The organism is Pseudomonas sp. D47, assembly GCF_045447305.1.
Lineage (GTDB): Bacteria > Pseudomonadota > Gammaproteobacteria > Pseudomonadales > Pseudomonadaceae > Aquipseudomonas.
Map to the genome: position 1 here is coordinate 1 of NZ_JBJGXU010000074.1, position 26837 is coordinate 26837.

Consider the following 26837-nt stretch of genomic DNA (forward strand, 5'->3'; position numbering starts at 1 on the left):
GCCGCCCACCGCTCCGATGGCGGCGGCGATTTTCCTGGCTTGGTGGAAAGAAGCGATTTTGGGTGAATGACAGCGAGGGCACTGCAATGACATTGGGTGAAGCTCCATGGTGGTGACGTCATAGCAGTGATGTAGGACTGAGTTATTTTGCAATGGAATCGCGTCGAGTGGCAGCACGCATGCCGGCTTCCTAGAACCAGAGGTTATTCAGGAACGGCTAACCCATTTCCGTTGAGGGTGACAAACTCGGCCCAGTCAGCCATCAATGCTCGACGCTTATCCAACAAGTCACTGCGCCAATAGGCTGCCTCCGCCCCATTGGCGACAACGTGAGCTAGTGACATCTCGCAGACCTCACGGGCGTAGTTGGTTCTTTCAGCGGCCCAGTCCCTGAATGTGCTGCGAAAACCGTGGGCAGTAATGATTCGGTCATCGCTATCACGCCAGCCCTTGCCACCATCTTCAAGTTCCTTATGGTCCATGCGCCTCAAGGTCATCAGCATGGCCATGTTGCTAATCGGTCGGCCTTTGCGTGCCCCAGGAAACAGATGCGAGCTGCCTTGGATTTGTGGGAGCCCTTTGAGCAGTGCAATGACGGCATCGGAGAGCGGCACGGTGTGAACTTTGCCTGCTTTCATTCGCGCTGCTGGAATTGACCATAGCTTGGCTTTCAAATCGATTTCACTCCAGTCGGCAGCCAGAACTTCGCTGGTCCGACAGGCTGTGAGAATGGTCATTTTGAGTGCGCAGGCTGACTGTCCCTCAATGCTGTTAAGCGCCTGGATGAAACGGGACAATTGTGAATAGGGCAGTGCAGGGTGGTTTTGGGTGCGTTTGGCCTTGGAGCTCGGCGGTAAGAGCTTGTCCAGGTGGCCGCGCCAGCGAGCTGGGTTTTCTCCGTCTCTCAATCCACGTGCTTTAGCGGCATCGAGGACCAGTTCGATCCTGTTGCGCACCCGGCTCGCCGTTTCGGCTTTGCTGGCCCAGATAGGTTTGAGGATTTCGAGAAGATGTTCGGTGGTGATTTGACTAGTCGTGAGGTCGCCGATGACCGGGGCGGCGTAAGTAGCCAGTGTGTTCGTCCACTGTTGAGCGTGTTTGACGTTTTTCCAACCAGCACGATGAGCCTCTATATAATCGACTGACACGTCTTGAAAAGTGATGGATTTGTTTTTGCGTTGCTGCTCCGCTGCCACCTGTGCCGCGCGTACCTCGTCGCGAGCCTGTAATGGGTCAATCCCATCCCGCAATAAACGGCGTTTATCGCTGCTATTTTGCCTGGCCTCCTTAAGGCCGATTGCAGGGTAGGTGCCTAAGCCCATCTCCCTACGCTTTCCGGAAAGCTGGAAACGCAGCACCCAATATTTTTTCCCGTTGGCTTTGATCAGAAGACGAAGACCATCTCCGTCTTCGTAGGTGCCAGGGGTAGTCAGATTTTCAATTTGCTTAGCGGTAAGCTTGCCCAAGGGAATATTCCTTTATCAGTTTGTTCCCCCATTTGTCCCCCCATCGAGGGGTGGAAGGTGACGAACGTTGGTGGATGTCCTGAGACGATGATAGGCTAAAATACCCATTATTATCATGGCTTTATAGGCTGTTTTGGTTTTTAATGGACTCTGGAGTGGCGGACTATCTCTCCGCCATTACATAGAAAAAGCCCCGTAGCTGAATAAGCTACGGGGCTTTTTTGCTTTGGTCTGCTTAGCCAGGCTGCGCCACCAAGCTATTACTCACATTCCTTCCCAACACCAGCACCGTCATAAACCCACATCCCACCAATGCCGTCGCCAAACTCAACAATACCGTGCTACCCATCTGATCGACAATCTGCCCGCCAAAGAACGAGCCCAACGCAATAATCACCTGGAACAACGCGACAAACAGCGGCATGCCACGTTCGACATCCTTGGGCGCTACCACAAACATCCAGATACTCGCGCAGGCCGGGAAGGCGCCGAAGGCGAAGCCCCAGAGGCCGATCAGCATTGCGGCGCCGGTCATGCCGGTGGCGAAGTAGGGGAACAGGGCGGTGCTGGTGCCGATCATCAGCGCGACCAGTAGCAAGGTGTAACGTACGCTGCGGTTGGCGGCGAAACCGGCAAAAATGTTACCCGCTACGCCTGCCACGCCGAAGAGCAGCAGCAGCGAGCCAATGGTGGGGCCGTCGAAGCCGGAGCTGTTTTTGAAGAAAGGCGCGACGTAGGTGTACGCGGCAAAGTGCGCCAGGCCGATCAGCAATACCGCGATCAAGCCGACCCGGGCGCTTGGGTTGATAAATAAAGCCGGCAAGTCACTGATGTGAATAGCCTTTTCCGGTTTGAGTCGCGGCAGCAGGAAGACCTGCGCCAGCAACACTGGCACGCCCACCAGCGCGGTGACGAGGAAGGTCATGCGCCAGCCCATCAGGCCGCTGAGCCAGGTGCCCACGGGCACGCCGAGGACGGTGGCCAGGGTCACGCCCATCATGATGATCGACGTGGCCTTCGCTACGCCCACGCCCTTGGGCGCCAGGCGGCCGCTGAGGGCGATGGCGGTCGCCCAGAAGCCGCCGATGCTGATGCCCAGCAATACGCGGCCGAACAGCAGCAGGCTGAAGTCGCTGGCGTAGGCCACCACCGAGTTGGCGATGATCATGGTCAGCGTCAGGCCGATCAGCAGGTAGCGACGGTCCATGGCGCCAATGCTCACAGACAGCAACGGGGCGGCGAGGGCGGCCATGATGCCGGGCACGGTCACCATCAGGCCGGCGTGGCCGGCGCTGATACCGAGGTCGCTGGCGACATCGTTGAGTACGCCCACCGGCAGAAACTCACTGGTGACCAAGGCGAAGGCGCCCACGGCGACCGAGAGAATCGCCAGCCACTGCTGTTTGACGCTCTGTTGATTATGTTCGGGAGGGCCGCTAGGGACCGTGCTGGCGCTTGGCATGATGTTGGGTTCCAGAGGTGAGGTCGCCTGAAGCCAGGCGAGGGAAAGGGAAATTGGAGGCGATTATAAGAACCTGTTCTGGCAATGACACAGGCGACCGTTTCGATAATAACCATCAGTGCAATCGATTCGACGCCCTACATGACGGTTGCGTCTTTCGTACATATTTCCCCTACGTTGCTTACAGCTAGTGCGTTGCGCGTTTTTCGCTAACTCACTATCTTGGTTTCAGCGATTTCCAAGTAGGAAATCCCACACTGCAAAGGACATGCATCATGAGTAAAAACACCAAACAAACCTCCAGCACGATGGCGACGTTGGCAGCCGAAACCCTTAATAATCCAAATGCCTCTGCCATTGCCAAAAGCCTTGCCGCTTCAGCATTGGCGCAGAGCAGCACTGATAAGCAGACCAGTGCAGAGATGGAGGAGAAAGCGGGGAAGGCGCTTCAAAGCGATAAGTACAGCCAGGAAACGAAATCCCTTGCGGCTTCGGTCCTCTCCCAAGCCAATAAAGAGCGGGGAAACTGAGCTAAAGCTCCACCCTGAGAAAAGCCCTGTAGTCGAATGAGCTACGGGGCTTTTTCGTGTCGGCGGTTTGTTCAAACACCTGGGCGCTGAACTAAACCACAAACTTCGCAATCATCGTATTCAGGTCTACCGCCAGGCGCGAAAGCTCCTGGCTGGCTGCGGTGGTCTGGTTCGCTCCGGCGGCCGTCTGGGCCGACAAATCGCGGATATTGGTCAGGTTGCGATCAACCTCCCGGGCCACTTGCGCCTGTTCCTCGGAAGCACTGGCGATGATCAGGTTGCCCTCGGTGATGCGGGAGATTGCGTGCGTGATCCGCGCCAGCGACTCGCCCGCGCTGTGGGCCACGGTCAGCGTCGAGCGGGCGCGTTCATTGCTGCTGTGCATCGACGATACCGCTTGGGTCGAACCTTTTTGCACACCGCTGACCATCTGCTCGATTTCCTGGGTCGATTGCTGGGTTCGATGCGCCAGGGCCCGCACTTCGTCGGCCACTACGGCGAAACCACGCCCGGCTTCACCGGCGCGGGCGGCTTCGATGGCCGCGTTCAGGGCCAGCAGGTTGGTTTGTTCGGCAATGGCGCGGATCACGTCCAATACCTTGCTGATGTCTTGGACGCTGTCGGCCAGGCTCTGGATTTCCTCGGTCGCGGACGTGACTTCTTCGGCCAGCAGTGAAATCGACTCCACGGTGTCCATGACGTGAGTGCGGCCGTTGCCTGCCATGGCGTCACCGTCACGGGAGGCGTCGGCGTTGCTGATCGCGTTGCGCGCCACTTCGTCCACCGCTGCGGTCATCTGGTTGACCGCCGTGGCGGCCTGTTCGATTTCACCGTTCTGCTCGTGCAAGGCCCGTGTTGACTCCTCGGTGACCGCCGAAAGCTCTTCCGCCGCTGATGCCAGTTGATTGGACGAGTCGGTAATCTGATGGATTGTTTCGCGAAGGTCCGATTGCATGGTTTCCAGTGCGCGCAACAGCTGCGCAGGCTCGTCGTTGCCTTCCACCACCATCGACACGGTCAGGTCGCCCTTGGCCACTTGCTCGGCGATACGTACCGCTTGGTGCAACGGCAGCACGATACTGCGGGTAAACAGGGTGGCGAGCAGTGCGGTGAGGAATGTCGCCAGCACCATGGCGATGAATACCCATTTCACTGCGCTGTTGTACGTGGCATCGGAACTCGTGGCCGCGTCGTCGGCTTCCTGGATATTGATCGCGAGCAGGTTTGCCAGCTCGGAACCGAGCCTGTCGCCCAGGGCGATCAGTTCGCCATTGAGCAACGCGATAGCTTGCGGGCGTTCGCCGTTTGCGGCCAGGGCCAATACTTGCTGCTGAACTTGCAGGTAGTGTTCCTGAGCCGACTTGAAGCGTTCGAACGTGACTCGCTCGGCGTCCACTGTGAGGTTCCTTGAGTACTGCGCGTTGTCGGCCTGAATTTTCTCGCGCAGCTGCGAAAAAGCTCGCTGGCTGGCCTTTACCTGCTCGGCGCTGTCTACCAGCATCACTCGGTAGGTCGCGACACGGATTTCGGACATGGCGGTTTGCAGGTCGCCCAGGGCCAGGATACTGGGCAGCCAGTTTTTATCGACTTCATCTGACTGCCTGGCCATGTCGCGCATCTGGCTCAGAGAGAACAGGCCCAGCAATACCACGAGCAGTCCGACCAGGCCGAAGCCAAAGGCCGAACGCACTGCTATTTTCATCTTTCTTAAACTCATGAACTCCCCCAGTGACAGGAAAAAAGGAGGGGTTGCAGCATGGTTTGTCCACGCGAAAGCGCAGCAGGCACCGGCTGCACCCCTCTGTTGGTTTGAATGTTTTCTAAGGCGGCAGTTAGCGGTGGTGGCCAGTGTTGAGCGTCATCACGAGCGCTGCACGGTGGCGTTTCTGCCGATCAACCATGGCAGTAGGTTGTGTGCTGGCATGGGGTGAGCAAGCAGGTAGCCCTGGCCCGTTTCGCAACCCAGGCTTATCAAGATGTCGCGTTGTTCAATGGTTTCAATGCCTTCGATCACCACACCGATGTTCAACTCTTGAGCCATTGACAAGACGCTCGAAATCGCCGCGCGGCTGCGCGGTTCCGACGACAGGTCGCGGATAAACTCGGCATCTATTTTTATTTCGTTGAACGGCAGGCTGCACAGGCGCTGCAATGACGAGTAGCCACCACCGAAATCGTCGATGGATAACCCGCAGCCCATCATGCGTAGACGCACCATGTTTTCCAGGCTGATGGAGCCCGGATCGAGTGTGCCGGTCTCGGTCATTTCAAATGACAGGCTGGAACCGGGCGCGTTGAAGCGCTTGAGTAACAGCGCCACGTGCGCACTCATCTGCGGGTTGGCAAATTGGCTCGCGTTGACATTCACTGCGAACGTGAGTGACACCTTAGAGGCGAAGGCTTCCTTGCGCAGCGTCAGGCATTGATCGATCTGACGATACAACAAGCTGTCCATCAGGCCATACCGTTCCAGTACCGGAATAAATGACGCGGGCGTCAAGATGCCATGCTCAGGGTGGTTCCAGCGGGCGAGGGCCTCAACAGAGGTGACTTGCAGTGTTCTGATATCGAATTTCGGCTGGTAAAAGACCTCCAGCTCGTTGTTCTCCAAGGCTTTGAGCACCTGGTGTTCGTTGGTCTCACCGGGGAGGTGCAGCGGGCAGCCGTCGTGCGGGTTATCGTCGAGGTACGTGCTTGCCAGTCTTTTCACGTCTTGTTCTTGCAACGGTTTGCACAACTGGCCGAGTACACGCAGACCGAGCAATGTCGCCATGTGGCTGATGGCTTGGCGTAAGTCCAGGGCAATACTGCTGATGATAACCACTGACTTCAGCGCGTGACGTTGGCTTGCACGCCGTAGGAAGGTGATACCGTCCATGCCCTCCATGCAGATATCGCAAAACGCAATATCTACCGGACCGTTGAGCTCCAGCAACTGCAGCGCCTCGCAGCCCTCTGAGGCCTCAAGAATGCGCGTACAGCCGAGATGGGCGAGAAGTATTGCGATATAACGGCGCTGCACTGGCTGATCATCCAGCACCAGGACGCGAAGGGTGGACATTGGCATCTGAACGGCTCACCGAAATTCTCAGATGCTAGCTTGCCAAAGAGTGGTGGCCATTTAATCGCGAAACCCCTTACGTCTTTGCAAGAAATTTCTTAAGCTGACTGGCACTCACTCCTGGATTGGAGGCTCTTGCAGCAGCTCCAAAAGCTGCTGCATACAATTGGTCACAGCCGCGGTCGAGGCACTCAATTCGCCTCGCCCGACCCCCTTCGCGCAGTTGGCCTCAAGGTTTTCGCAGGTGAGTGTCAACTGCTCGTAGCGGATAAGCCTGGCCCCACCTTTCACCCGATGGGCCAAGTGCGCTAAACGTTGGCGGTCGTCGCGCGCCAGCAGTTCGTTGAACTCGCGCAGGTCGGCGCGGGTGCTCGCGAGCAATTTTTCACGCAGCGTTTGCAGCGCCGATAACTTGCCCAGGATTAACGTTTTCAACTGGTCGTCGAGTGATTCGGCGGTGAGCGCTGTACTCGTCTCGTTGTCGAAATATTCCGTTTGTAGCTGCTGCAGTCGTGCGCTCAGTTGCTCCAGGCTGATGGGTTTGAACAGGCAGTCGTCCATGCCGGCCTCCAGGCAGCGCTGTTTTTCTTCGGCCACGGCATTGGCGGTGAAGCCCAGCAGTAAGCAACTGGGCTCACCTCGCGACTGCTCCGCCTGGCGAATTGCCTGAGCCAATTGGTAGCCGTTCATGCCTGGCATGTCGCAGTCTGTTACCACCACATCGAAAGGTTGCTCGTTCCACAAGGCCAAGGCTTGGGCACCGCCACTGGCTTCTTGAACGTCGTGGCCCAGGTAGGCAAGCTGTTGTGAAAGCACCAGGCGATTGGCGGCGTAGTCATCCACGATCAACACGCTTAACGGTAGGCCTGGCGTTATTTCCAGCGGTGTGTGGGCCTGCGGGGACGGTGCGTCTGCCGCGGGCAGAACGAGTCTCACGGTGGCCTGAGTACCTTTGGCGGGTGTGCTGGTCAACGCCAGGCTGCCCCCCATCATTTCAATCAGCGAGCGGCTGATGACCAAGCCCAGGCCCGAGCCTTGTTGCTGCTTGCCGGCCTGGCTGAATGGCGAAAACAGCTGCTGCTGATCGGCTTCGCAGATGCCCACGCCGGTGTCCACGATGCTCACCGATAACTGCATAGGCTGGGTGGCGTCAGCCGATTGCGCGTGTGCGCTGATGCGCACTTCACCTGCTGCGGTGAACTTGATCGCATTGCTCAGCAGGTTGGCGATAATTTGCTTGAAACGCATGGCATCAATCAGCACGTTGCGGTCGAGGGCCGGATCAATCTTCAACGTCAATGCGATGGCCTTCTCGCGCGCCAGGCCATCAAACACCCGCGTCACCGAGTTCAATAGCTGGTGCGGGTTTGCACGTTCCAGCGTCAGGTTTTGGCGGCCGGATTCGATACGGGCAATGTCGAGAACGTCACCAATCAGCGCCAGTAACTCCTTGGCAGCGCCCGACGCAACGTCGATGGCGGCGCGGTCGAAAATGCCTTGGTCAGATTTGCGCGCGGCCATTTCCAGCATGCCGAGTACCGCATTCATCGGGGTGCGAATCTCGTGGCTCATGGTCGCCAGAAACGTGGTTTTGGCCCGGTTGGCGTTGTCGGCTTCCTGCTTTGCCGCGTGCAGTTGTTCCATCAGGCGCTGGCGGTCACTGATGTCTACCCAGCCACCGATCAGGCCGTCGACACTGCCTTCGCTGCCGCGAAAGGGCAGGATCCAGTGATAGATGGTCAGTACTTCGCCGCTAGGCAAGACGAGCAGGCGATCACGCAGCAAGGGTTCGTCGGCGGCCATGACCGCGAGATAGTCGTGGTGATACGCCTGTGCTTGCTCTTCGTTGAAGAACGGGCTTTGCATCACGGTGGTGCCGAGCAACTGTCGCTCGTCCTCTACCCCGAAGACCTGCCGATAAGCCTTGTTGTACAACAGCAACCGGCCCTGACGATCCCGCACATAGGTGGGGTGGGGCGTGCCGTTGATCAGCACTCGATCGAATTCAAGCCTGGCACTCAATGCGCGTTCGGCGAGTTTACGGCGCAGTACTTGGCGGCGCAGCAACACAATCCACACACACGCACTCAGCAGCAGCACCGCCGCCAGCGCAAAGCCCTGCAGGATCGCCGCCTTGTGTTTACTCCAGTAGCTGTCGTCGAGCACCACTGGGCTACGCCAGCGATTGGTCAGTTCGTCCATTTCCTCAGGCGAGATGCTGAGCAGCGACTTGTTGAGGATCGAGAGCAGTACAGGCGAGGTGTGGTCAACCGCAAATGCCAGCTGCGCAGCACGGGCGCCGACGGTTGCGTTGATCTTCAATTGGTCGGGGTAGTTGCGGGCAATCAGATAACGTGCGCTGACCAAGGTGCTGACACAGGCATCCACGCGGCCGTTGGCGAGCAACGAAAAAGCGTCGGCGAGGCTCTGTGCGTCGACGATTTGCACCTGTGGAAACTAGCGTTCAATCATCTCCCGGCTGGCGTTGCCTCGGATGATCGCCAGGCGTTTACCCGCCAAGTCCTGCAGGTTGTTCGAGCTGTCGGGGTGGTTGCGCGTCACCAGTACAAACGGTGTGGACAGGTACGGTCGGCTGAAACTGACGCGCCGTTCCCGATCAATACTAGGGGTCAACGCCGCCAGCAAATCAGCATCGCCCTGGTTGACGCTGGTGATCATCGCATCCACCGAGCCGCCTTTTTGCGGATCGAATTTCAATCCCGTCCTGAGGCTGATCTTGGCCATGACGTCGGCACTCAGGCCCCTGAAACGTTCGTGCTCATCAAAAAAAGTAAACGGCAGGAAGTTTTCATTCACGATTACTTTCAGTCGCGGATGTTGCGCCAACCAGCGTTGCTCATCGACGCTGAACTGCACCCGATGGGTGCCGGAAATACTCACCCCACCGGCGTTCCAACGGCGCGCGATGGCCATCTGTTCACTGGCGGGGATTGCTTGCAAAGCCGCATTGACTACGTGCAAGAGCTCGGCGTTCTGGCGAGTTGCGGCGAACGAGAAGTTATTGACTTCCATGCGCGAGAAATCCACCAGTTGCACATTGTTCAGGTAGCTCTTGTTGATCAGATAGCTTGCGCTGATTGAGTCCCCCAGATAGAGATCGGCCTGGGAAAAGGCCACTGCACCGACCGCGTTGAGGATAGAGGGATACAGTTTGAATGTGGCGTCCGGGTAGAACGCTTGCACCGTGTTCAGCGGCAAGTAGTGCTCGACCATGGCAACTGTTTTGCCCGCCAGGGTTGGGTCTACGAGGGGCGAATCATTGGTGTGCGCCACCAGTGTCGGCTGGTCCAAGGTGTAGGGTTCGGACAGGAGAAGGTCCGGGTCTGCGCGTTCAAAATCATTGGCAGACGCCAGCAGGTCGATCTCACCGCGTTTGAGCGCCTGGATAACCTCGTCTCGATTAGGGTAGCGTTGTACCTGGATTTGCACCGCGAGCAGTTGACCGATAAGCGCCAAGTAATCCGCGCTGATGCCCTCGAATTCATTGCTGTGATTGGTGATGTCAAACGGCGGATAGTCGGGCTCGGACGTGCCGATACGTAGCCGTCTTTTACTGCTTAGCAGCTTCAAATCGGCGGCGCTCAAGTGCAGTTGGCCGTCCTGCAGGCTGGACCTGCCCAACACGGTTAACGTGACTGGCAAATCAGCTGCCCAGGCCATTTGAGCGGCTGCCCATGACAACAGCAAGGCTGCGAGCAGCTTCAAATCTAAGGTCCTTAATGCGTAGGAGAGAGGTCGCAACCCAGTTGCTTTATCAGCATAACGTCAATGCCCGGCAGCGGCGTATCTCGTCCGGAATTGGGTAATGGCACTAAAGCACTATGGTACATTGTCGGCGTTATTGCCGACAAAGCACCACTAAACCCCGAGGAAAGCTGCAGATGTATAAAGTCCTGGTGGTCGACGACCACCCTTTTATCAGGACCGCGCTGCGCACGCTCGTGAGTGAGGAAGGCTATGAGGTGGTGGGCGAGACCGACAATGGCGTCGACGCCATCAGCCAGGTTCGTCAGTTGGCTCCGGACCTCGTGTTGCTGGACATCACCATGCCGCGCCTGGACGGTATTGCGGTCATCGAGAGAATCCGCGCCCTTGAGTTGAACACTCGGATTATCGTCCTCACCTCCCTCTGCTCAGAGCACTACGCCACGCGCTGCATCAGCGCGGGCGCCTCGGGTTTCATCAGTAAGACCGATGAACTGAGTGTGCTTGCCCAGGCCATGAAGACCGTAATGAAGGGCTACGTTTATTACCCGGAAACGGTAATGGCGTTTTCAAGAAAACGCGAATCGGCACTGAATGAGGCACAGCTTATTGCCTCCCTGTCCAATCGTGAGCTTTCGGTATTCCAGCAGCTTTCCCGAGGCATGAGCAATAAGGATATTGCCCAGAATATTTTGCTCAGCAGTAAGACGGTGAGTTGCTATAAGGCACGTTTGCTGGCGAAGCTCAATGTGAAGTCGGTGGTGGACTTGGCGGATATTGCCAGGCGCAATAGTTTGATCTAGGGCGCGATGGGCTGCCATTCATATGCCCCCGCAAGACTGTTGTGCCTTTTCGCGCACGTACATTGCCAAAGGCCTTGCCACTCCTCATTCGAATAAATGTTCGGGCCTCACCGAATAACTTCCCCCGCTGCGCAAGGGCCTGCAAGCGGTGCATATCTCGCTCGGCATTGCGATGGCACTGTTGATCGTCCTACCGATGGTATGGCGTGTGTTCGGCGGCAATCGCCCAAAGACCGACAGTCACCCGACGCTTAACCTGCTGGCAGAAATAGCGCCTGGTTGCCTGTACCTGTTGCTGCTGGCGCAGATTGTTTTGGGCTTCCTGTTACGCTGGGCTCAAGGTGAACCCTTCCACTTTTTCGGACTGTTTCCTGTACCCGCGCCCTTTGTGATTGATCACGCGTGGCGGGGCACCCTGGGTGGTCTGCATAACAATGTGGCCTGGGCGATCATCCTGCTGGCGGTCTTGATGGTAAACCCGATGTTCGCGGCGGCATGCCCGAAGGGCACGCATCCGGTTGGGGGTACTGGGTCCCATCACAATAGTCGGTCTTTCGCGGGGCTGCGTCAGTGCTTCACGTCGTCGCTGGCAACTGCCAGCGACTTGCCCACCAGTTTAAGGACTCGGTCACGGCCGCCTTCTGCCAGTAAATAAGTACCGTCTCCTGTTCGCACAATCGACTGCGGCGCCTTCAAGAACGACAAGATCGTCTGTTGCCGCCCCTGTTTATCAATCAGCAGCAACCGTGCCCGATGCGTCGAGTCTTCATTGACCCACAAACCGCGTTCATCACACATCAAGAACGTCGGTTTGTTCAAGCCCGCCAGCACCACCGGATCGCTGCCGTCATCGGTCAGCTCACGCACCACGCCTTTTTTCTTTTCGGTGTAGAGCATTCGGCCATCGGTACAACGGGTGATGGACTCGCCTTCGTTCAGTTGATCGCGCAGCACGGTCAGCGACTGGTCGCTCCAGCGATAGCGCAATAGCCGCCCGTTGTCCTTGCGGTCTTCGATGGCGTAGAGGTCGTCGCCTTCGACCCATAGGCCTTGCACGTTTTCGCCGCGAAACAGTTCAGTGACCACACCATCCTTGAGAAAGCTCACCGGTGCATCGCCGGTTTCCTGGCTGAACACCCAGCCGCCGTGGGTCGCAAGCATGCCATCAGGTTTGGACAGGTTGCCCACCACGACTTCGCGTTGCCCATCCGGATAAATTCGCACGATGCTGCCTTTTGCATCGTTGAGTTCCTGGCTGATCATCAGCGAGCCGTCGGGTAAAGGCATCAGTGAGGCGGCTTTCGGTACATCGCTGTAAACGGTGTGAACGCTCCAGCCGTTTGCCGCGCTGACGGGGTAAAAGCTTTGCCAGGCGAAGAAGCCGAGGGTCGCGATACCCATCAACCCGAACAGATACAACCCGAACCGCAACGCTCGCTGCAGAGAGCCAGCGCCATTCATTATTGTCTTCTTGGTCATTGATCACTCTGTCGGCCAGTGTTGGCGATGTGTTCAACCGTCTCCCGGTGGGATGGGCTGTCCGTCATTCTGTAAAAGTGCTGCGTAGTTTCGCTCACCGTAATACAGCCCCAAAATCGACACCGTTTTAGTATCGGCGGCCACCATAAACGCGATCGTGGTGGTATGCCGATATTGAGTGATGCGCAACGTGGGTAGCAGGTCGTCACGGCGGATGCCGCGCAGTGGGAACACGCAAAGGCTTTCGCAGTAACTGATGATGTTGTCGATAAAGCGTGCCGCTACACGTGGGGATCCGGTATCGCTGATGTAGTGTTCAAGGGCGTCCAATTGCGCCAATGCTTCGGGCGAAAAGGCAACCGAATGACTCACGGTTTTTCAGTACCTTTTCGTTGGTGTTTGGCCGCCATGTGCTCGCGAACCTGCCCGGCGGACAGTGCTCGGCCAGGGTCAGCCTGGAGGGCGGCGGCCGCCGGAATAACCTCGTCGCGCAGCCAGTGGTCCATCGCACGATCACGCGCCAGCAGGGCACGCAGGCCGTCACGGAGGACTTTACTTTCACTGGCGTATTCACCAGAGGCGACTTTGGCTTTGACCAGAGCGGCCATCTCGATGGGCAAGGTAATGCTCATTTGCTGGGTTGAGCGCATGCCGAAGTCCGCCGATGAAGAGTAGGATTCAATCCTGCTTGACCATTGGCGCGTTGCAAGAAGCAACTGATCAATGCCGAGCGCCGGGGCCTCGTCATCCGCCCAAAAAGGCTGTGGGTTCTGGCAGGATTCCATGAGTATTTCTCGCTCCAATTGAGTAGGTCAGGCCGCAAGTATTGACGCTTTTTAGCGGCTGTGTGGCTCAACCACATAAATAACTCACTGATATGTATGACTTCATATTTGTAGCAGGGTTATTAGCGTCGCACCGACGCAGGCACGCATGGCGCCTCATCACCGCCCATACGATAATGCCCGCCAAATCGACCACACTGGCCCATTCCGTGATCATCAACTTCGACCTCAACGACCTCCAAGCCTTCCGCGCCGTGGTAGACAAGGGCAGTTTTCGCGGCGCCGCCGAGGCCATCCGTATCTCGCAGCCGGCGCTGAGCCGGCGTATCGAAAAGCTCGAGTCCGCACTCGACGTAAAGCTGTTCGAACGCACCACGCGGCGCGTCAGCCTGACCATGGTCGGGCGAGCGTTCCTGCCGCAGGTCGAGCGCATACTCGACGACCTCGACATCGCCTTGATGGGCATCAGTAACGTCGCGTCCACGCGCATGGGCAACGTCACCATCGCCTGCGTGCCCTCCACTGCTTACTACTTCATGCCCCACGTGATCTCCGAGTTCCACAAGCTGTACCCGAAGATTCGCCTGCGGGTGCTGGACGCCAGCGCGGGTGAGGTGTGCAACGCGGTGGAAAGTGGCGAGGCGGATTTCGGCGTGAGTTTCAGCGGCAGCCTGGCAGATGAGGTGGAGTTCGAGCTGCTGTTGCAGGAGCGCTATGTGCTGGCCTGTCGTCGTGATCATCCGTTGGCTGCGCGTGACAGCGTGAGCTGGGCCGAGGCCTATGAACACGACTACATCACCGTGGACAAAACCTCGGGCAACCGCTTTCTGCTGGACCAGGCCTTGCGTGGCGTACGGGTGAAAAAGCCCAGTATCTGCGAGACCCACCATGTGACCACGATGATCGGGCTGGTGGAGGCTGGGCTGGGTGTGGCGATGGTGCCGTCGATTGCGATGCCGGCGGGCGCGCACCCGATTCTGGTGAGTGTGCCGCTGGTAGAACCGCAGGTGATGCGCAATGTGGGCTTGATCAAGCGCCGCGGGCGGACATTGCCGCCGGCGGCGCTGGAGTTGGAGCGGTTGGTACGGGAAATGCCGTTTCGGTCAGCGTGACACCGAGTCCAAACCGGTGGATTGCACCACCGGTTGCGCCTCGGGCGAAGCCAAGTATTGCAGCAATGCCTTGGCTTGGTCCGGGTGTTCGGCGTTAACCGGAATGCCCGCCGCAAAGCGCGTCACCGATTGCACGTCTTCCGGGATCTTGCCGACGTAAGTCACACCGGGCACCGGCAACAATTCCGCCACCTGTTGCAAGCCCACCTCGTAATCCCCCTTGGCAACCTGTTCGGCCACCGGGATGCGTTCGATCATCGTACCCTTGGCCGGCATGCCGAGCTTCTTGAACAGCTCCTTCTCGACATACACGCCACTGGCGCTGTCCGAATACGCCACGGACTTGGCCTGGGTCAACACCGCCTTCAACTCGGCATCGGTGCCGATCGAAGGTTTAGCGGCGCCTTGCTTGACCACCAGGCCGATGCGCGAATCCGCCAGTTCCACGCGGGACGCTGGGTCGACCTTGCCCTGTTTGATCAAGTCGTCCAGGGCGTAGCCAACCATGATCACCACGTCGGCGTGTTCGCCACGGGCCAGGCGGTTGGGAATCGCTTCCGGCGCCTTGCCCATCGACGGGCCGAGGATGGTGTCGAGGGTATCGCCGCTGTGCTGGGCGTATTGCGGGCCCAGCAGTTTATAGGCGGCAGTGAAGCCACCCGAGGTCATCACCTTGAGCTCTTCGGCCTGAGCCGTCAGCGCCAGGGCGCCGAGGGCCAGCGCCGTCAGGGTTTTGAACAATACCTTCATTACGCAGCCCCCTGCATCACCTGCCCACGGGTATTGGCGCGGCGATACAACGCGAGGGTCGAGCACAGCGCACACAGCGCGGCAAACATCATCCAGTAGGCCGGCGAAGCCTTGTCTTCGGTGATGTGAATGAACCAGGTGGAGATCGCCGGAGTGAACCCGCCGAAGATCGCCGTCGCCAGGCTATAGGCCAGAGAGAAACCGGCCACGCGCACCTCCACCGGCATGATCTCGGTCAGCGCCGGGATCATCGCGCCGTTGTACATGCCGTACAGGAACGAGAACCACAACAGGGTTTCGAGCATATGGCTGAAGCTCGGCGCATTCACCACGAACGACAGCGCCGGGTAGGCGGTGATCACGGTCAGGGCGGTCATCGCCACCAGCACCGGCTTGCGGCCAAAACGGTCGCTGAGGGTGCCGCCAATCGGCAGCCAGACAAAGTTCGACACGGCCACCAGCAACGTCACCAGCAGGGCGTCGGAGGTGCTCAGTTGCAATACGGTCTTGCCGAAAGTCGGCGCGTACACAGTGATCAGGTAGAACGCGGTGGTGGTCATGGCCACCATCAACATGCCGCCGATCACCATGGTCCAGTTCTTCACCAGGGTCGCCAGCACTTCGCGCATGGTCGGGCGATGCTTGCGGTTGGCGAACTCTTCGGTTTCCTGCAGGTTACGCCGCAGCACAAAGATGAACGGGATGATCACGCAACCGATGGCAAACGGAATACGCCAGCCCCAATCGGCAACCACGGCCGGTTCCATCCACACGTTCAGGCCGTAGCCCAAGGCGGCGGCAACCACGATGGAGATCTGTTGGCTGCCCGACTGCCAGCTGGTGTAGAAGCCTTTGCGGCCTGGAGTGGCCATTTCGGACAGGTAAACCGACACACCGCCCAGTTCCGCACCGGCAGAAAAGCCTTGCAGCAAGCGGCCCAGCAGCACCAGCAGCGGCGCCCACAGGCCAATGGTTTGATAACCCGGCACCAGCACAATCAGCAGCGTGCCGCTGGCCATGATCGACAGGGTCACGATCAACCCTTTGCGGCGACCCACGTCATCGATATAGGCACCCAAAATGATCGCGCCCAGTGGTCGCATCAAGAAGCCTGCGCCAAACACGGCGAAGGTCATCATTAATGACGCAAACTCATTAGCGGCGGGGAAGAACGCAGCGGCGATGTAGGTGGCGTAGAAACCGAACAGAAAGAAGTCGAACTGTTCGAGGAAGTTGCCCGAAGTAACGCGGAACACCGCACCAATTTTCGAGCGGGCAGAGTCGGGCCGGGAAGGGCTAGTCATGGTTTTGTGTCTCCAGCGTTCTTTTTGAAGTGCTTGTTTCGCTTAAGACCGCGGATAGTGGCTGACACATTTAGAAATGATAAGTGAGTAATTTGGATGTATTGATGCGCTCAGGCTATCAATCGCCCACTCCGTCAAAAATGCCGAGGCTGTTCTATGCTGAGGGTGTGACCAATTCTTACGGATGGGAGGTGGCAATGGCTAACGAACACAAGCGCCAAGATGAGCGGGAGCGCGAGCAACCCCGGCAGCGTGAAGAGGAAAAACCGCAGACCTGGAAGCATCCCGACGACGGCACGGAGCTTTCCGAGCGCGACCAGGAGCGTCCGCTCAAGCCCTGACAATCAAGTGGAACACGGTCTAATTGTGGGAGCGGGCTTGCTCGCGAAAGCGGTGTGTCAGTAACAGATATTCCCTCTGATACGCCGCTTTCGCGAGCAAGCCCGCTCCCACACAAACCCGCACATCCCACATTGAATCTATGTTCAGCCCACGATCGGCGTACACAACTCCACCAGCGTGCCATCCGGGCAGCGCACATAAGACACCACTTGCCCCCAAGGCTTGGTGCTCGGCGCCGCCAGCTCTTTCGCGCCCAGTACAAGCGCCTTGGCATGGGCGACGAACACATCCTCAGTGACGAACCCCACCTCCATACCCAGTGGTTGCCTGGATGCGTGCGCTTCTACGTGGCCGCCGTCGAAATTCAACTCGCCCAGTTCATGCGCAGCAAATGAAAGGGTGGTGTCGCCGGTTTCCAGCTCACCATAAGTGCCCGATTCATGCAGGAAACGGCGATTGAAACCGAAGGCCTTTTCGAAGAATGCCAGTGAGGCAGCTACGTCCGGCACATAGATGATGGTGTAGGCGAATTTCATGATTAAGCGGTCCTTGCTGAAAAAGTAAGCGGATTAAAACGGGTTATGAAAGCAGCACTGAAATAGGAAAGCCCCACGCCAAAACCAGATAGGCCACTGCCGCCGCCAGGCACAAGCCGATAAATACCCGCATCAGAGTCCTGACAGTGGGGTTGGCGATGAACTGGATAACCCAGAGACAGACCCCGGCCACCACGATGGCCAAGGCGAGAATGACCAGCACGATAGTGTTCCTGTAGCCCAGCAAAGCTGATTTATAGTCTCAAAGGCCCGCGTTGAACAGTGTGCACATAGACGCAGGGCCCCGGGTGTTTCTACACTGCCACTTGTTTAGGGCAGTGGGGCGAGCGCCGATGAATCGCAATGAATTACGCAAGGCCGATATCAACCTCATGGTCGTTTTTGAGACGTTGATGCTCGAACGCAATGTGACCCGGGTGGCGGAGAAGCTGTTTCTCGGCCAGCCGACCATCAGTTCGGCGCTCAATCGCCTGCGCACGCTGTTCAATGACCCGCTGTTCATTCGCGTCGGCCATCGTATGGAGCCGACGGCGCGGGCCGAGGAGATCATCAAGCACCTGTCGCCCGCCCTTGACTCATTGTCGTCGGCCCTGAGCCTGACCCACGATTTCGACCCGTCCATCAGCACCATGACCTTTCGCATCGGTTTGTCCGATGACGTCGAGTTTGGCCTGCTGCCGCCCTTGCTGCGCGCGTTGCGCCAGGAAGCGCCGCTGGTGGTGTTCGTGGTGCAGCATGTGGACTACTGGCGCATCCCCGACCTGCTGGCGTCCGGCGATATCACCGTCGGCATCACCCAGACCCGCGGCCTGCCCGCGAATGCCAAACGTAAACTGTTACGGCATATCCGCCCCTGCCTGTTGCGCGCCGACGCCTCGGACAAACCGCTGACCCTCGACGAATATTGCGCACGGCCCCATGTGCTGGTGTCCCACACCGCCAACGTGTCCGGGTTTGCCGATGAATGGCTGGCCGAGATTGGCCGCAAGCGCCATGTGGTGCTGTCGGTGCCGCAATACAGCGCGCTGCCGGCCTTGCTTGCCGGCACCGACATGATCGCCAGCCTGCCGGACTACACGGCCCAGGCCATGGCCGCCGGCGGGAACCTGTTCTGCGAGCCGTTTCCGTTCGAAACCCCAACCCTGGACCTGTCCATGGTCTGGCTCAGCCATGTCGATACCGACCCGGCGGAACGCTGGATGCGCTCGCGGCTGGAGGCATTCATGAGCGAGCGCGACAGGCTGCCGGTGCTGGCGCCAAAATCTTGAGATAAACCCTTCAGGGAGAACCACCGATGAGCCCATCGCGTTCCTTGCTGCGTGGTCGCGGCAGTCATGACAGTGGCAAGGTTGGCATGGTCGAGCTGTTTTTCGACCTGGTGTTCGTGTTTGCCGTGACCCAATTGTCCCATTCGCTACTGGCCCACCTGACCCTCGGCGGCGCGGTGCAGGTGGCGCTGATGATGGTTGCGGTGTGGTGGGTGTGGATCTTCACCTCATGGATCACCAACTGGCTCGACCCGGAAAAAATCCCGATCCGCATCGGTCTGTTCGGCTTGATGGTGGCCGGCCTGCTGCTGTCCTCGTCGATCCCCAAGGCCTTTACCGACCGAGGCGTGCTGTTTGCCGGCGCCTACGTGTTCATGCAAGTAGGACGCACGCTGTTTGCGTTGTGGGCAGTGCGCGGTGAGTCGCTGAACATGACCCGCAATTTCCAGCGGATCCTGGCGTGGATGGTCTTTTCCGGCGTGTTCTGGATCACCGGCAGCCTGCTCGACGGTGAGCAGCGCCTGGCGTTCTGGGCGCTGGCACTGTTGATCGAGCTGATTTCCCCGTCGGTGTATTTCTGGGTGCCGGGCCTGGGGCGTTCGACGCTGACGGACTGGAACGTGGAAGGTAACCACATGGCCGAACGCTGCGGCCTGTTTGTGATCATCGCCCTCGGCGAATCCTTGCTGGTGACCGGCGCCACCTTCGCCGAATTGCCCTGGAGCCTGGAAGGCCTGGGCGCATTCCTGGTGGCGGTGGTGGGCAGCATCGCCTTGTGGTGGATCTATTTCGACAGTGGCGCCGAGCGCGCCCACCACCGGATTGCCAGTTCCGCCGACCCGGGCCGCCAGGCACGCATTGCCTACACCTACCTGCACGTGTTGATCGTCGCCGGGATCATTGTCAGCGCGGTGGCCGACGAACTGGTGCTGGTGCACCCGGGGCATGCCAGCCAGGCCGGTGTGGTGGCGATCATCGCTGGGCCGTGGTTGTTTCTGTTGGGCAGTGCATTGTTCAAGTGGGTGATGAGTGACCGGCCATTGCCACCGTTCTCGCACCTGGGCGGGCTGCTGATGTTGCTGGTGCTGTTGCCGCTGGGGTTGCAGCAACTGTTTTCGGCGTTGCTGCTGGGTGCGCTGACCACGGCAGTGTTGGTGATCGTGGCGTTCTGGGAAAACCGTGCGCTGCGCAGCCTGACCGAAGTTTCACAGTGAAAGCGCTCTGATTCAGTTCAACTGCATGCTATACGTGTGACTCTTTTCCTAGAACTATTCGGAGCTTTTCATGCCGCACCTGCACCTGGAATACACCGCCAATCTCACCGGCCTGGCCGTCGAGAAAACCCTCTTGCGGCTCAACAATGTGCTGATGGCGTCCGGGCAGTTCGGTTCCGAGTTTGATATCAAAAGCCGCGCCGTGAAGGTCGAGACCTTCCAGGTCGGCACCTCCCTCAGCCCGCGCGGCTTTATTGCGGTGAAGCTGTCGCTGCTCAGCGGGCGTTCACCACAGGTCAAGACGCAGCTGTCGGAAAGCCTGTTGGCGGCATTGCAGGACCAGTGCGAGTGGCCGGCGGATATACAGGTTCAACTCAGCGTGCTGCTGGTGGACATGGATCGCGATTCCTACAGCAAGGTCGCCATCGGCTGAGGGTTACAACAACCCTTGCTCCGCACACACCTTCACCACCTGCTCACGAAACCAGGTATTGGCGCTGTCCTGGCCACTGGTTTCGTTCCACTGCATGTCCAGGGTAAACCCCGGTAAACCGTTGGGCGCCTCGCAATGGCCGAACACCGTGGCCGGCGCCAGCAGCTTTTGCACGCGGCGGGGCAGGGTGACAACAAAGTCGGTGCCGGTGATCATCTTCAAGGCCGCGCTGTAACTGTTCGCGCGGGCGATCACTTGGCGCTTGCGGGCCTGGCGCGCCAGCCAGCCGTCGATCATGTTGGTGTCGGATGTCCAGGGCGTTGGGAACACGTGGCGGCGCTCGACAAACGATTGCAGGCTGAACGCCGGTTCGCGCGGGGCCGAGCGTTTATCGAACACGCAGACCAAATCATCTTCCAGCAGCATCTGGGTCTTGAAGTCTTTATGGGCGCGGTGAAAGTGCGGGCCGAAGCAAATCACCAGGTCGAGGCGGCCTTCGCGCAGGTCGTCGGCGGGGATGTCGGTTTCCAGCTTCTGCGCATTGACGATCACCGGCAGGTCGGCGCGGTCGAAGTGCTTCAACAGGCGCGGCAGGATCAACTGTTCGAAGTATTCCGGGGCGCACACATTGAAGGTCACGGCCGTCGAAGTGGGGTCAAAGGCTTGGCCACCGGCGTGGCACAGGTTGATGCTTTCGAGGATCTTCTGCACATGCCCGTACATGGTGGTGGCCTTGTACGTTGGCCGCATGCCCGCCCGCGTATTGATAAACAACTCATCCTCGAAACTGGTGCGCAGTTTCTTCAAGCTGTAGCTCACGGTGGACTGGCTGACGAACAGCGTTTCAGACACCTCGGTAACGCTGCTCTGGTCGTAGACGGCGATAAACACCATCAAGTCCTGCATATCGAGCTTTCTGAGCAAATTACTGTTTAGCATCCGTTCCGTCCGATAAGCCTTGGCACTGAGGCAGCGCCGCACGACAAGGGCAAAAGCTTAACGGAACGGTCGTGCCAATAGAAAGCGCCATAGGGCGTTTCTATGTTTGGTGTGGGACAAAAAATGTTGGCAACACGACGTCAGCGGATATGTCGTGCGTAATGCTTAGGATTGAACTGCGTGACGATCAGCAACATAACCACCACCACCGCCGTCAGCGACCACCAGGCCCATTCGAAGCTGCCCAATTGGTCGCGGATCATCCCGGCAATCAATGGCGACAGCCCGGCAATCAGGTAGCCGACGCCCTGCACAAACGCGGTCAGGCCACCGGCGCGGCGCGGGTTGTCCAGGTGGTCGAGGGACAGGATCAGGCTCATCGGAAATAGGCCGCCGATGCCCAGGCCCAACAGGCAAGGCCACAACAGGCTCAAGTGTTGGGGCATAAGAATGAGGCCGCAGAAACCCAGGATGATCAGCACCAGCAGCACCGCGACGACCCCGCGTTTATCTTTTCGGCGGTTGGCGATGGCCGGGGTGACCAGGCCGGACACCACTTCCATGGCGGTCAAGAACCCCAACAACAACCCTGCGTTTTGTTCGCTTAAGCCTTGCTCCACGTAATACGGCGCCAGCCACGCCAGCACACAGGTGTAGGACGCGGTGCCGAGGCCGAAAAAGATCGCCAGCAACCACGCGCGACGGTTACCAAAAAATGATTCCTGCGCGCCGGAACCGGCTTGTGGCAGCGGCGGCATCGTCGCGCGCTGGGCGTACCAGAACACCAGCGCCAATAACGCCAGCGCCGCCCAGATCGCCAGGCCGATGCGCCAGCTGCCGGTCTGCACCTGCACAAATGGCGCGAACGACGCCGCGAGTGCCGCGCCACCCATGATCGCGGTGACATACAGGCCCATGAACAGCGACACGTTATCGCCAAAGCGTGTCTTGATCAGCGCTGGCATCAGCGCCTGGATCATGGCGATGCCGACGCCGGCAGCAATGGCACTGACGATCAACTCCAGCGCCGAATCCAGAAACAGCCGCGACAGTGTGGCCAGGCCAATCACCAGCAACGACAGCACAATGCTGCGGTGCTCACCAAAGCGTTTGCCCAGGCCCATGCCAAAAAACATCGCCAGCCCCATCGCCATGACCGGCAGCATGGTCAGCAAGGCGGCGCCGCTGAAGCTCAGCGGTACCTCGCCGCGAATCGAAGACAATAGCGGGCCAATGGCAGCCATCGACGGGCGCAGGTTAAGGGCGACCAGTACAACGCTGATCATCAGCCAGATGGCGGTGGTGGGTTTTGCGTGAACGTTTTCCATGGGCGGGCCTTGAATAGACAGGGGCGAATCAGGCCACGCATGGGAGAGAGGGGCAAATGAGAAAGTCGCAGGCGCTATCTAAAAATTGCAGCTGACTGACACACCGCCGATCAAAAAGTGTGGGAGCTGGCTTGTCGTTAGTTAGACCGGATCACATGCTTGATCTCCTGAAACGCCGCCAACCCCCACGGCCCCAATTCGCGGCCGATGCTGCTCTGCTTGTAGCCGCCCCACGCCGTTTGCGGGAAGATCACCTGCGGTGCGTTGATCCACACCAGCCCGGCCTGCAAGGCATTGGCCACGCGCTCGGCGGTTTCGGTAGTGGCGCTCACCACACTGGCCACCAAGCCGAAATCGCTGTCGTTGGCCAAGGCAATCGCCTCGTCCTCAGTGGCAAAACGTCCTACACACAGCACTGGGCCGAAGATTTCTTCGTTCCACAACGCACTGCCCAGCGGCACATCGGTAAACACCGTCGGGCGAATGAAATAGCCTTTCGCCAAGCCCGCCGGCCGATCACCGCCACACACCAATCGCGCGCCCTGCGCTATGCCGCGCTGAATATGCCCGAGCACCCGCTGGTACTGCGCTCGGTTGGTCAGCGCGCCCATTTCCACGTCCTCGGCAAACGGGTCTGCCACACGAATCCCTTCAGCCCGTGCCTGCAAACGTCGCAGGAATTCATCCGCCAAGCTGTCAGCCACCAGCACACGGCTGGTAGCCGAACACATCTGCCCAGCGTTGAAAAAACCACCGCCACAGGCCAGTTCCACTGCCAGGTCTAGGTCGGCATCCGCCAGTACCAGCAGCGAGGATTTACCGCCTAATTCAAGGCTCACACCCTTGATGGTTTCCGCCGCGCGCTGCATCACTTGCACGCCGACGGCGTTACTGCCGGTGAAGGAAATCTTCGCCACGCGGCGGTCCGCTGCCAGCGGTGCGCCAACTGCCAAGCCGGTGCCGCAGACCACGTTGAACACCCCGGCCGGCAAACCCGCCGCAGCAATAATCCGCGCCAGTTGCAGCTCCGCCAGCGGCGTGACTTCCGACGGTTTGAGCACCACACAGCAGCCGGCCGCCAGGGCTGGGGCGAGTTTCCAGGCGGTGGTCACCATTGGGAAATTCCACGGCACAATCAGCCCGACCACGCCGCACGGTTCACGGCGCAGGCGCGCGCTGAAATCGTCGGTGGGCAGCGCCACCGCGCAGTCTTGCCCGGCGTCCATGTTTTCGCAGATACCCGCGTAGTAGTCGAAAGTGGCGATCACGTCGTCCACATCGATACCGGCTTCAAACAGCGGCTTGCCGTTGTTGCTCGACTGCAATTGCATCAGCTGTTCGCGCTGCTCGCTTACGCCCTGGGCGATCTTGCGCAGCAGCGCGCCGCGCTCACGGCCGGTGCTTTTCGACCAGCCGATGAAGGCCGCACTGGCCACATCCACGGCTTGGGCCACGGCGCTGGCATCACCCACGCTGACGTGGGCCAAGGTGGTTTCAGTCGCCGGGTTTATCACCTCAAGCACGTCATGGCCCGCACGCCATTCACCGCCGATAAACACACCGTTCACGACTGCGCTCATACCGCCACCTCCTGCATCCAACGGCCTTGGTCGATTTCAATCAGCGTCGGCCCCTGGCGATCAGCGGCGGCGCGTAATGCCGTGCGCAGGTGCGCGATGCCCTGGAAGCTTTCGGCCGTGCAGCCCAAGGCTTGGGCCACGCCGATAAAGTCCGGGGTGTAGATGTCCACGCCAACCGGTTCGATGGCGCGGTTGAGCATGTATTTCTTGATCTCTTCGTAGCCCTGGTTATTCCACAGCAGCACGATGACCGGCACGCGCGCTTCCACCGCGCTGGCCAGTTCCGGCAAGGTGAATTGCAGGCCGCCGTCGCCGATCAGGCACACCACCGGTTGCCCGTCGCCGCGTCCCAGCCAGGCGCCGATGGCGGCGGGCAGGGCGTAACCCAGGGTGCCGTAGCCGGTGGTTGAGTTGAACCAACGGCGCGGGTGGTTGAGGTTCAGGGTCAGGTTGCCGCTGTACACCGGCTGGGTGGAATCGCCCACCAGCACGGCGCCGGGCAGTTCCTCCAAAACGGTGTGGAGGAACAGGGTTTGCGCGCAGGTGGCGGCGTCCCAGGTCGGCGTCAGTTCGGCCCACAAGCGGGCGACGCGTTGAGCGCCCCAGTTTGGATCGCGCGCGGGCAAGGCCTGGGTGTTCAGCTCGGCCAGCAGGGCTTCGGCGGCCATGTGCGCATCGGCCACCAATGCGACTTTCGGCGGGTAGTTGCGCACGGTTTGGTCGGGGTCGATGTCGATGCGCAGCAGCGCACCGGGTATCTTGAAACCGCCGGCGAAGGTCACGTCGTAGTCGGTTTCCGCCAATTCGGTGCCGATGGCCAGCACCACATCGGCCTCAGCGACCAGCGCGCGGGTGGCGACCAAGGTCTGGGTCGAACCGATCAGCAGCGGGTGCGCCGAGGGCAGCATGCCCTTTGCGTTGATGGTCAGGGCCACCGGTGCGCCGAGGGTTTCGGCCAGGCGGGTCAGTTCCTGGGCGGCATCGATGGCGCCGCCACCGGCCAGAATCAGCGGGCGTGTTGCCGCTGCGAGCAATTGGCTCATCTGCTTCACCGCCCACGGCGCGGCACCGGCACGCGCCACGCTGACCGGCTCGCTGCCGAGCAGTGCGTCGGCATTTTCCACCAGCACATCCAGCGGAATTTCGATGTGCACCGGGCGCGGTCGCCCGGCCTGGAACAGCGCAAAGGCGCGCGCCAACACGCCAGGCAACTCTGCCGCCGACATCAAGGTATGCGAGAACGCCGCCACGCCTGCGATCATCGCGCCCTGGTTCGGCAGCTCATGCAACTTGCCACGACCGCCGCCCAGTTGGCTGCGCGATTGCACGCTGGAAATCACCAGCATTGGGATCGAGTCGGCATAGGCCTGGCCCATGGCGGTGGTGATGTTGGTCATGCCCGGGCCGGTGATGATGAAACACACCCCTGGCTTACCGCTGGTGCGCGCATACCCGTCGGCCATGAAGCCGGCGCCCTGTTCGTGGCGCGGGGTGACGTTACGGATGCTCGAGCGCGCCAGGCCGCGGTACAACTCCACGGTGTGCACGCCGGGGATGCCGAACACCTGGTCCACGCCGTAGCTTTCCAGGAGGTTGACCAATACTTCGCCGCAGGTCGCCATACATGTCGCTCTTGTTATGGATTCGAGGCGCTATTGGAGCGGCTGGCCGGTAGCGGCAACAATCGATAAAAAGTCATACTAGCCATGTCCTCACGTCATGGCTCAGCCCCTATGAAACGCCTGCCACCGCTGCCCGCGCTGCACACCTTCTGGATCACGGCCCAGTGCTGCAACTTCACCCGCGCCGCCGAGCAGTTGCACATCACCCAAGGTGCGGTGAGCCGACAGATCGCCGGGCTGGAGAGCCATTTGGGCTACGCCTTGTTCCAGCGCCAGGCGCGCGGTTTGGCTCTGACCGAAGAAGGCCGTGAGTGGTCGCTGCGCGCGCAGCAAGTGTTTGGCCTGATCGGTGACGCGGTGGAGCAGATCGGCAGCCGCCGCGCCACCTTGCAACTCAAGGCTTCTACCTGCGTGATGCGCTGGTTGCTGCCGCGCCTGATGCAGTGGCAAAAGGAACGCCCGGATGTGCCGGTGGAACTGACCACCACCGTGGCCTACACCGTGGACTTTCGCCGCGAGCAGTTTGATGCAGCGGTGATCTATGCACCCATCGCCGAGCAATCGGCCCAGGCCCGGCATTTGTTTGATGAACAACTCACGCCCGTCTGCGCGCCGGGTTTACTCGGCGGCTTGCACACACCGGCTGATCTGCAACAACAGGTGCTGCTGCACCCCGCGCGGGATGAGCGCGATTGGGCGTTGTGGCTCAAAGCGGCGAATACGCGGTTGAGCAACCTGGCCCAGGGGCACCATTTCGAGACGTTGGATCTGGCCATGACGGTGGCGTCCCAGGGTTCCGGGGTGGCGATTGGCGACAGTGCGTTGATAGGCGAGGATGTGAAAGCGGGGCGGTTGGCGACGCCGTTTGAATTAAGGGTGCCGACGGGGATGGGGTATTACTTGGTGTATCCGCCTGGGGCGGAGCCTCAGGTTGGGCTTGAAGCACTGATGGATTGGCTAGTGAGCCAAGCCCAACAGTCGTAATACCGAAGATTCAAATGTGGGCGCCGGACTTGTGTGGGAGCCGGGCTTGCCCGCGATGCAGGCACCTCGGTGTGTCAGTCACACCGCGGTGA

General features: G+C 59.6%; 26 protein-coding genes and 1 pseudogene. 9 read left to right on the forward strand and 18 right to left on the reverse strand.

Annotation, left to right across the window (positions count from 1 at the left end; all coding sequences use genetic code 11):
- Positions 1-203: 203 nt before the first annotated feature.
- A complete protein-coding gene (locus ACI77I_RS28245; RefSeq protein WP_406999456.1) occupies positions 204-1466 on the reverse strand; it encodes a tyrosine-type recombinase/integrase in 1263 nt (420 codons plus the stop codon).
- 235 nt (positions 1467-1701) lie between these two features.
- Positions 1702-2928 (reverse strand): MFS transporter, encoded by a 1227-nt coding sequence (locus ACI77I_RS28250; RefSeq protein ID WP_242154910.1) that lies wholly within the window; start codon positions 2926-2928, stop codon positions 1702-1704.
- 275 nt (positions 2929-3203) lie between these two features.
- Here ACI77I_RS28250 and ACI77I_RS28255 point away from each other — a divergent pair, with 275 nt between their 5' ends.
- Complete coding sequence (locus ACI77I_RS28255) at positions 3204-3458, forward strand: hypothetical protein (RefSeq protein ID WP_242154912.1); 255 nt, start codon at positions 3204-3206, stop codon at positions 3456-3458.
- 91 nt (positions 3459-3549) lie between these two features.
- On the opposite strand, the gene ACI77I_RS28260 is transcribed toward ACI77I_RS28255, so the two are convergent.
- The 5 genes and pseudogenes from ACI77I_RS28260 to ACI77I_RS28280 form a co-directional block, all read right to left on the reverse strand.
- Positions 3550-4413, reverse strand: coding sequence for a methyl-accepting chemotaxis protein (locus tag ACI77I_RS28260; protein WP_406999481.1), 864 nt, complete (start codon positions 4411-4413; stop codon positions 3550-3552).
- Positions 4405-5175 (reverse strand): annotated as a pseudogene (locus ACI77I_RS28265) (MCP four helix bundle domain-containing protein); the annotation flags it as partial. The pseudogene ACI77I_RS28265 and the gene ACI77I_RS28260, both read right to left, overlap by 9 nt.
- 144 nt (positions 5176-5319) lie before the next feature.
- On the reverse strand, positions 5320-6519 hold the full coding sequence (locus ACI77I_RS28270) for an EAL domain-containing protein (RefSeq protein WP_406999458.1): 1200 nt from the start codon (positions 6517-6519) through the stop codon (positions 5320-5322).
- A 114-nt stretch (positions 6520-6633) separates the two neighbouring features.
- Positions 6634-8967 (reverse strand): response regulator, encoded by a 2334-nt coding sequence (locus ACI77I_RS28275; RefSeq protein ID WP_406999460.1) that lies wholly within the window; start codon positions 8965-8967, stop codon positions 6634-6636.
- Between the two features lie 9 nt (positions 8968-8976).
- A complete protein-coding gene (locus ACI77I_RS28280; RefSeq protein WP_406999462.1) occupies positions 8977-10245 on the reverse strand; it encodes a transporter substrate-binding domain-containing protein in 1269 nt (422 codons plus the stop codon).
- Between the two features lie 176 nt (positions 10246-10421).
- Between ACI77I_RS28280 and ACI77I_RS28285 the strand changes: the two genes are divergently transcribed.
- Both ACI77I_RS28285 and ACI77I_RS28290 read left to right on the forward strand, forming a co-directional pair.
- Complete coding sequence (locus tag ACI77I_RS28285) at positions 10422-11048, forward strand: response regulator (RefSeq protein ID WP_406999464.1); 627 nt, start codon at positions 10422-10424, stop codon at positions 11046-11048.
- 148 nt (positions 11049-11196) lie between these two features.
- The gene (locus ACI77I_RS28290; RefSeq protein WP_406999466.1) at positions 11197-11703 is read left to right on the forward strand and encodes a cytochrome b; all 507 of its coding nucleotides are present in this window, start codon (positions 11197-11199) and stop codon (positions 11701-11703) included.
- Here the strand turns inward: ACI77I_RS28290 and ACI77I_RS28295 are convergent.
- The 3 genes from ACI77I_RS28295 to ACI77I_RS28305 all read right to left on the reverse strand — a co-directional run bounded on the left by ACI77I_RS28295 (position 11616) and on the right by ACI77I_RS28305 (position 13177).
- On the reverse strand, positions 11616-12449 hold the full coding sequence (locus ACI77I_RS28295; protein WP_242156022.1) for a hypothetical protein: 834 nt from the start codon (positions 12447-12449) through the stop codon (positions 11616-11618). The genes ACI77I_RS28290 and ACI77I_RS28295 overlap by 88 nt on opposite strands.
- Before the next feature lie 111 nt (positions 12450-12560).
- Positions 12561-12899, reverse strand: a complete 339-nt coding sequence (locus ACI77I_RS28300; protein WP_242154916.1) for a type II toxin-antitoxin system RelE/ParE family toxin — start codon at positions 12897-12899, stop codon at positions 12561-12563.
- A complete protein-coding gene (locus tag ACI77I_RS28305) occupies positions 12896-13177 on the reverse strand; it encodes a type II toxin-antitoxin system ParD family antitoxin (RefSeq protein WP_406999469.1) in 282 nt (93 codons plus the stop codon). The genes ACI77I_RS28300 and ACI77I_RS28305 overlap by 4 nt, the downstream gene beginning before the upstream one ends.
- A 344-nt stretch (positions 13178-13521) precedes the next feature.
- Between ACI77I_RS28305 and ACI77I_RS28310 the strand changes: the two genes are divergently transcribed.
- Positions 13522-14424 carry a LysR family transcriptional regulator gene (locus tag ACI77I_RS28310; RefSeq protein ID WP_094952685.1) on the forward strand — a complete coding sequence of 301 codons (903 nt, stop codon included), beginning with the start codon at positions 13522-13524 and terminating at the stop codon, positions 14422-14424.
- On the opposite strand, the gene ACI77I_RS28315 is transcribed toward ACI77I_RS28310, so the two are convergent.
- Both ACI77I_RS28315 and ACI77I_RS28320 read right to left on the reverse strand, forming a co-directional pair.
- Complete coding sequence (locus tag ACI77I_RS28315; RefSeq protein ID WP_094952681.1) at positions 14416-15174, reverse strand: substrate-binding domain-containing protein; 759 nt, start codon at positions 15172-15174, stop codon at positions 14416-14418. The genes ACI77I_RS28310 and ACI77I_RS28315 overlap by 9 nt on opposite strands.
- The gene (locus ACI77I_RS28320; RefSeq protein ID WP_094952682.1) at positions 15174-16478 is read right to left on the reverse strand and encodes an MFS transporter; all 1305 of its coding nucleotides are present in this window, start codon (positions 16476-16478) and stop codon (positions 15174-15176) included. The genes ACI77I_RS28315 and ACI77I_RS28320 overlap by 1 nt, the downstream gene beginning before the upstream one ends.
- Positions 16479-16675: 197 nt before the next feature.
- Between ACI77I_RS28320 and ACI77I_RS28325 the strand changes: the two genes are divergently transcribed.
- Complete coding sequence (locus tag ACI77I_RS28325; RefSeq protein WP_176462985.1) at positions 16676-16819, forward strand: hypothetical protein; 144 nt, start codon at positions 16676-16678, stop codon at positions 16817-16819.
- Between the two features lie 144 nt (positions 16820-16963).
- Here the strand turns inward: ACI77I_RS28325 and ACI77I_RS28330 are convergent, their stop codons facing one another.
- Both ACI77I_RS28330 and ACI77I_RS28335 read right to left on the reverse strand, forming a co-directional pair.
- Positions 16964-17356, reverse strand: coding sequence for a VOC family protein (locus tag ACI77I_RS28330; protein ID WP_094953241.1), 393 nt, complete (start codon positions 17354-17356; stop codon positions 16964-16966).
- A gap of 43 nt (positions 17357-17399) precedes the next feature.
- Positions 17400-17579, reverse strand: a complete 180-nt coding sequence (locus ACI77I_RS28335; RefSeq protein WP_094953239.1) for a hypothetical protein — start codon at positions 17577-17579, stop codon at positions 17400-17402.
- 130 nt (positions 17580-17709) lie between these two features.
- Between ACI77I_RS28335 and ACI77I_RS28340 the strand changes: the two genes are divergently transcribed.
- The 3 genes from ACI77I_RS28340 to ACI77I_RS28350 all read left to right on the forward strand — a co-directional run bounded on the left by ACI77I_RS28340 (position 17710) and on the right by ACI77I_RS28350 (position 20292).
- Positions 17710-18645 (forward strand): LysR substrate-binding domain-containing protein, encoded by a 936-nt coding sequence (locus ACI77I_RS28340; protein WP_242154923.1) that lies wholly within the window; start codon positions 17710-17712, stop codon positions 18643-18645.
- Between the two features lie 26 nt (positions 18646-18671).
- Positions 18672-19859 (forward strand): low temperature requirement protein A, encoded by a 1188-nt coding sequence (locus tag ACI77I_RS28345; RefSeq protein ID WP_094953237.1) that lies wholly within the window; start codon positions 18672-18674, stop codon positions 19857-19859.
- A 70-nt stretch (positions 19860-19929) separates the two neighbouring features.
- Positions 19930-20292: a 5-carboxymethyl-2-hydroxymuconate Delta-isomerase gene (locus tag ACI77I_RS28350; protein ID WP_094953235.1), complete on the forward strand. Its 363-nt coding sequence runs from the start codon at positions 19930-19932 to the stop codon at positions 20290-20292.
- A 3-nt stretch (positions 20293-20295) separates the two neighbouring features.
- Here the strand turns inward: ACI77I_RS28350 and ACI77I_RS28355 are convergent, their stop codons facing one another.
- The 4 genes from ACI77I_RS28355 to ACI77I_RS28370 form a co-directional block, all read right to left on the reverse strand.
- Complete coding sequence (locus ACI77I_RS28355; protein ID WP_406999471.1) at positions 20296-21231, reverse strand: LysR substrate-binding domain-containing protein; 936 nt, start codon at positions 21229-21231, stop codon at positions 20296-20298.
- Between the two features lie 140 nt (positions 21232-21371).
- Positions 21372-22559: a cyanate transporter gene (locus ACI77I_RS28360; protein WP_406999473.1), complete on the reverse strand. Its 1188-nt coding sequence runs from the start codon at positions 22557-22559 to the stop codon at positions 21372-21374.
- Between the two features lie 137 nt (positions 22560-22696).
- Positions 22697-24139 carry an aldehyde dehydrogenase family protein gene (locus ACI77I_RS28365; RefSeq protein WP_406999475.1) on the reverse strand — a complete coding sequence of 481 codons (1443 nt, stop codon included), beginning with the start codon at positions 24137-24139 and terminating at the stop codon, positions 22697-22699.
- Positions 24136-25761, reverse strand: coding sequence for a 5-guanidino-2-oxopentanoate decarboxylase (locus tag ACI77I_RS28370; protein WP_406999477.1), 1626 nt, complete (start codon positions 25759-25761; stop codon positions 24136-24138). Before ACI77I_RS28370 ends, ACI77I_RS28365 begins: the two co-directional genes overlap by 4 nt.
- A gap of 111 nt (positions 25762-25872) precedes the next feature.
- Here ACI77I_RS28370 and ACI77I_RS28375 point away from each other — a divergent pair, with 111 nt between their 5' ends.
- Positions 25873-26745 (forward strand): LysR substrate-binding domain-containing protein, encoded by an 873-nt coding sequence (locus ACI77I_RS28375; RefSeq protein ID WP_406999479.1) that lies wholly within the window; start codon positions 25873-25875, stop codon positions 26743-26745.
- Positions 26746-26837 lie beyond the last annotated feature (92 nt).

Coding starts and splice junctions, on each gene's coding strand:
- ACI77I_RS28250 (WP_242154910.1), bottom strand. CDS start 2,928: ATGCCAAGCGCCAGCACGGTCCCTAGCGGCCCTCCCGAACATAATCAA.
- ACI77I_RS28255 (WP_242154912.1), top strand. CDS start 3,204: ATGAGTAAAAACACCAAACAAACCTCCAGCACGATGGCGACGTTGGCA.
- ACI77I_RS28260 (WP_406999481.1), bottom strand. CDS start 4,413: ATGCAATCGGACCTTCGCGAAACAATCCATCAGATTACCGACTCGTCC.
- ACI77I_RS28270 (WP_406999458.1), bottom strand. CDS start 6,519: ATGTCCACCCTTCGCGTCCTGGTGCTGGATGATCAGCCAGTGCAGCGC.
- ACI77I_RS28285 (WP_406999464.1), top strand. CDS start 10,422: ATGTATAAAGTCCTGGTGGTCGACGACCACCCTTTTATCAGGACCGCG.
- ACI77I_RS28295 (WP_242156022.1), bottom strand. CDS start 12,449: ATGGGTATCGCGACCCTCGGCTTCTTCGCCTGGCAAAGCTTTTACCCC.
- ACI77I_RS28305 (WP_406999469.1), bottom strand. CDS start 13,177: ATGCGCTCAACCCAGCAAATGAGCATTACCTTGCCCATCGAGATGGCC.
- ACI77I_RS28315 (WP_094952681.1), bottom strand. CDS start 15,174: ATGAAGGTATTGTTCAAAACCCTGACGGCGCTGGCCCTCGGCGCCCTG.
- ACI77I_RS28320 (WP_094952682.1), bottom strand. CDS start 16,478: ATGACTAGCCCTTCCCGGCCCGACTCTGCCCGCTCGAAAATTGGTGCG.
- ACI77I_RS28325 (WP_176462985.1), top strand. CDS start 16,676: ATGGCTAACGAACACAAGCGCCAAGATGAGCGGGAGCGCGAGCAACCC.
- ACI77I_RS28330 (WP_094953241.1), bottom strand. CDS start 17,356: ATGAAATTCGCCTACACCATCATCTATGTGCCGGACGTAGCTGCCTCA.
- ACI77I_RS28340 (WP_242154923.1), top strand. CDS start 17,710: ATGAATCGCAATGAATTACGCAAGGCCGATATCAACCTCATGGTCGTT.
- ACI77I_RS28345 (WP_094953237.1), top strand. CDS start 18,672: ATGAGCCCATCGCGTTCCTTGCTGCGTGGTCGCGGCAGTCATGACAGT.
- ACI77I_RS28350 (WP_094953235.1), top strand. CDS start 19,930: ATGCCGCACCTGCACCTGGAATACACCGCCAATCTCACCGGCCTGGCC.
- ACI77I_RS28355 (WP_406999471.1), bottom strand. CDS start 21,231: ATGCTAAACAGTAATTTGCTCAGAAAGCTCGATATGCAGGACTTGATG.
- ACI77I_RS28360 (WP_406999473.1), bottom strand. CDS start 22,559: ATGGAAAACGTTCACGCAAAACCCACCACCGCCATCTGGCTGATGATC.
- ACI77I_RS28365 (WP_406999475.1), bottom strand. CDS start 24,139: ATGAGCGCAGTCGTGAACGGTGTGTTTATCGGCGGTGAATGGCGTGCG.
- ACI77I_RS28370 (WP_406999477.1), bottom strand. CDS start 25,761: ATGGCGACCTGCGGCGAAGTATTGGTCAACCTCCTGGAAAGCTACGGC.
- ACI77I_RS28375 (WP_406999479.1), top strand. CDS start 25,873: ATGAAACGCCTGCCACCGCTGCCCGCGCTGCACACCTTCTGGATCACG.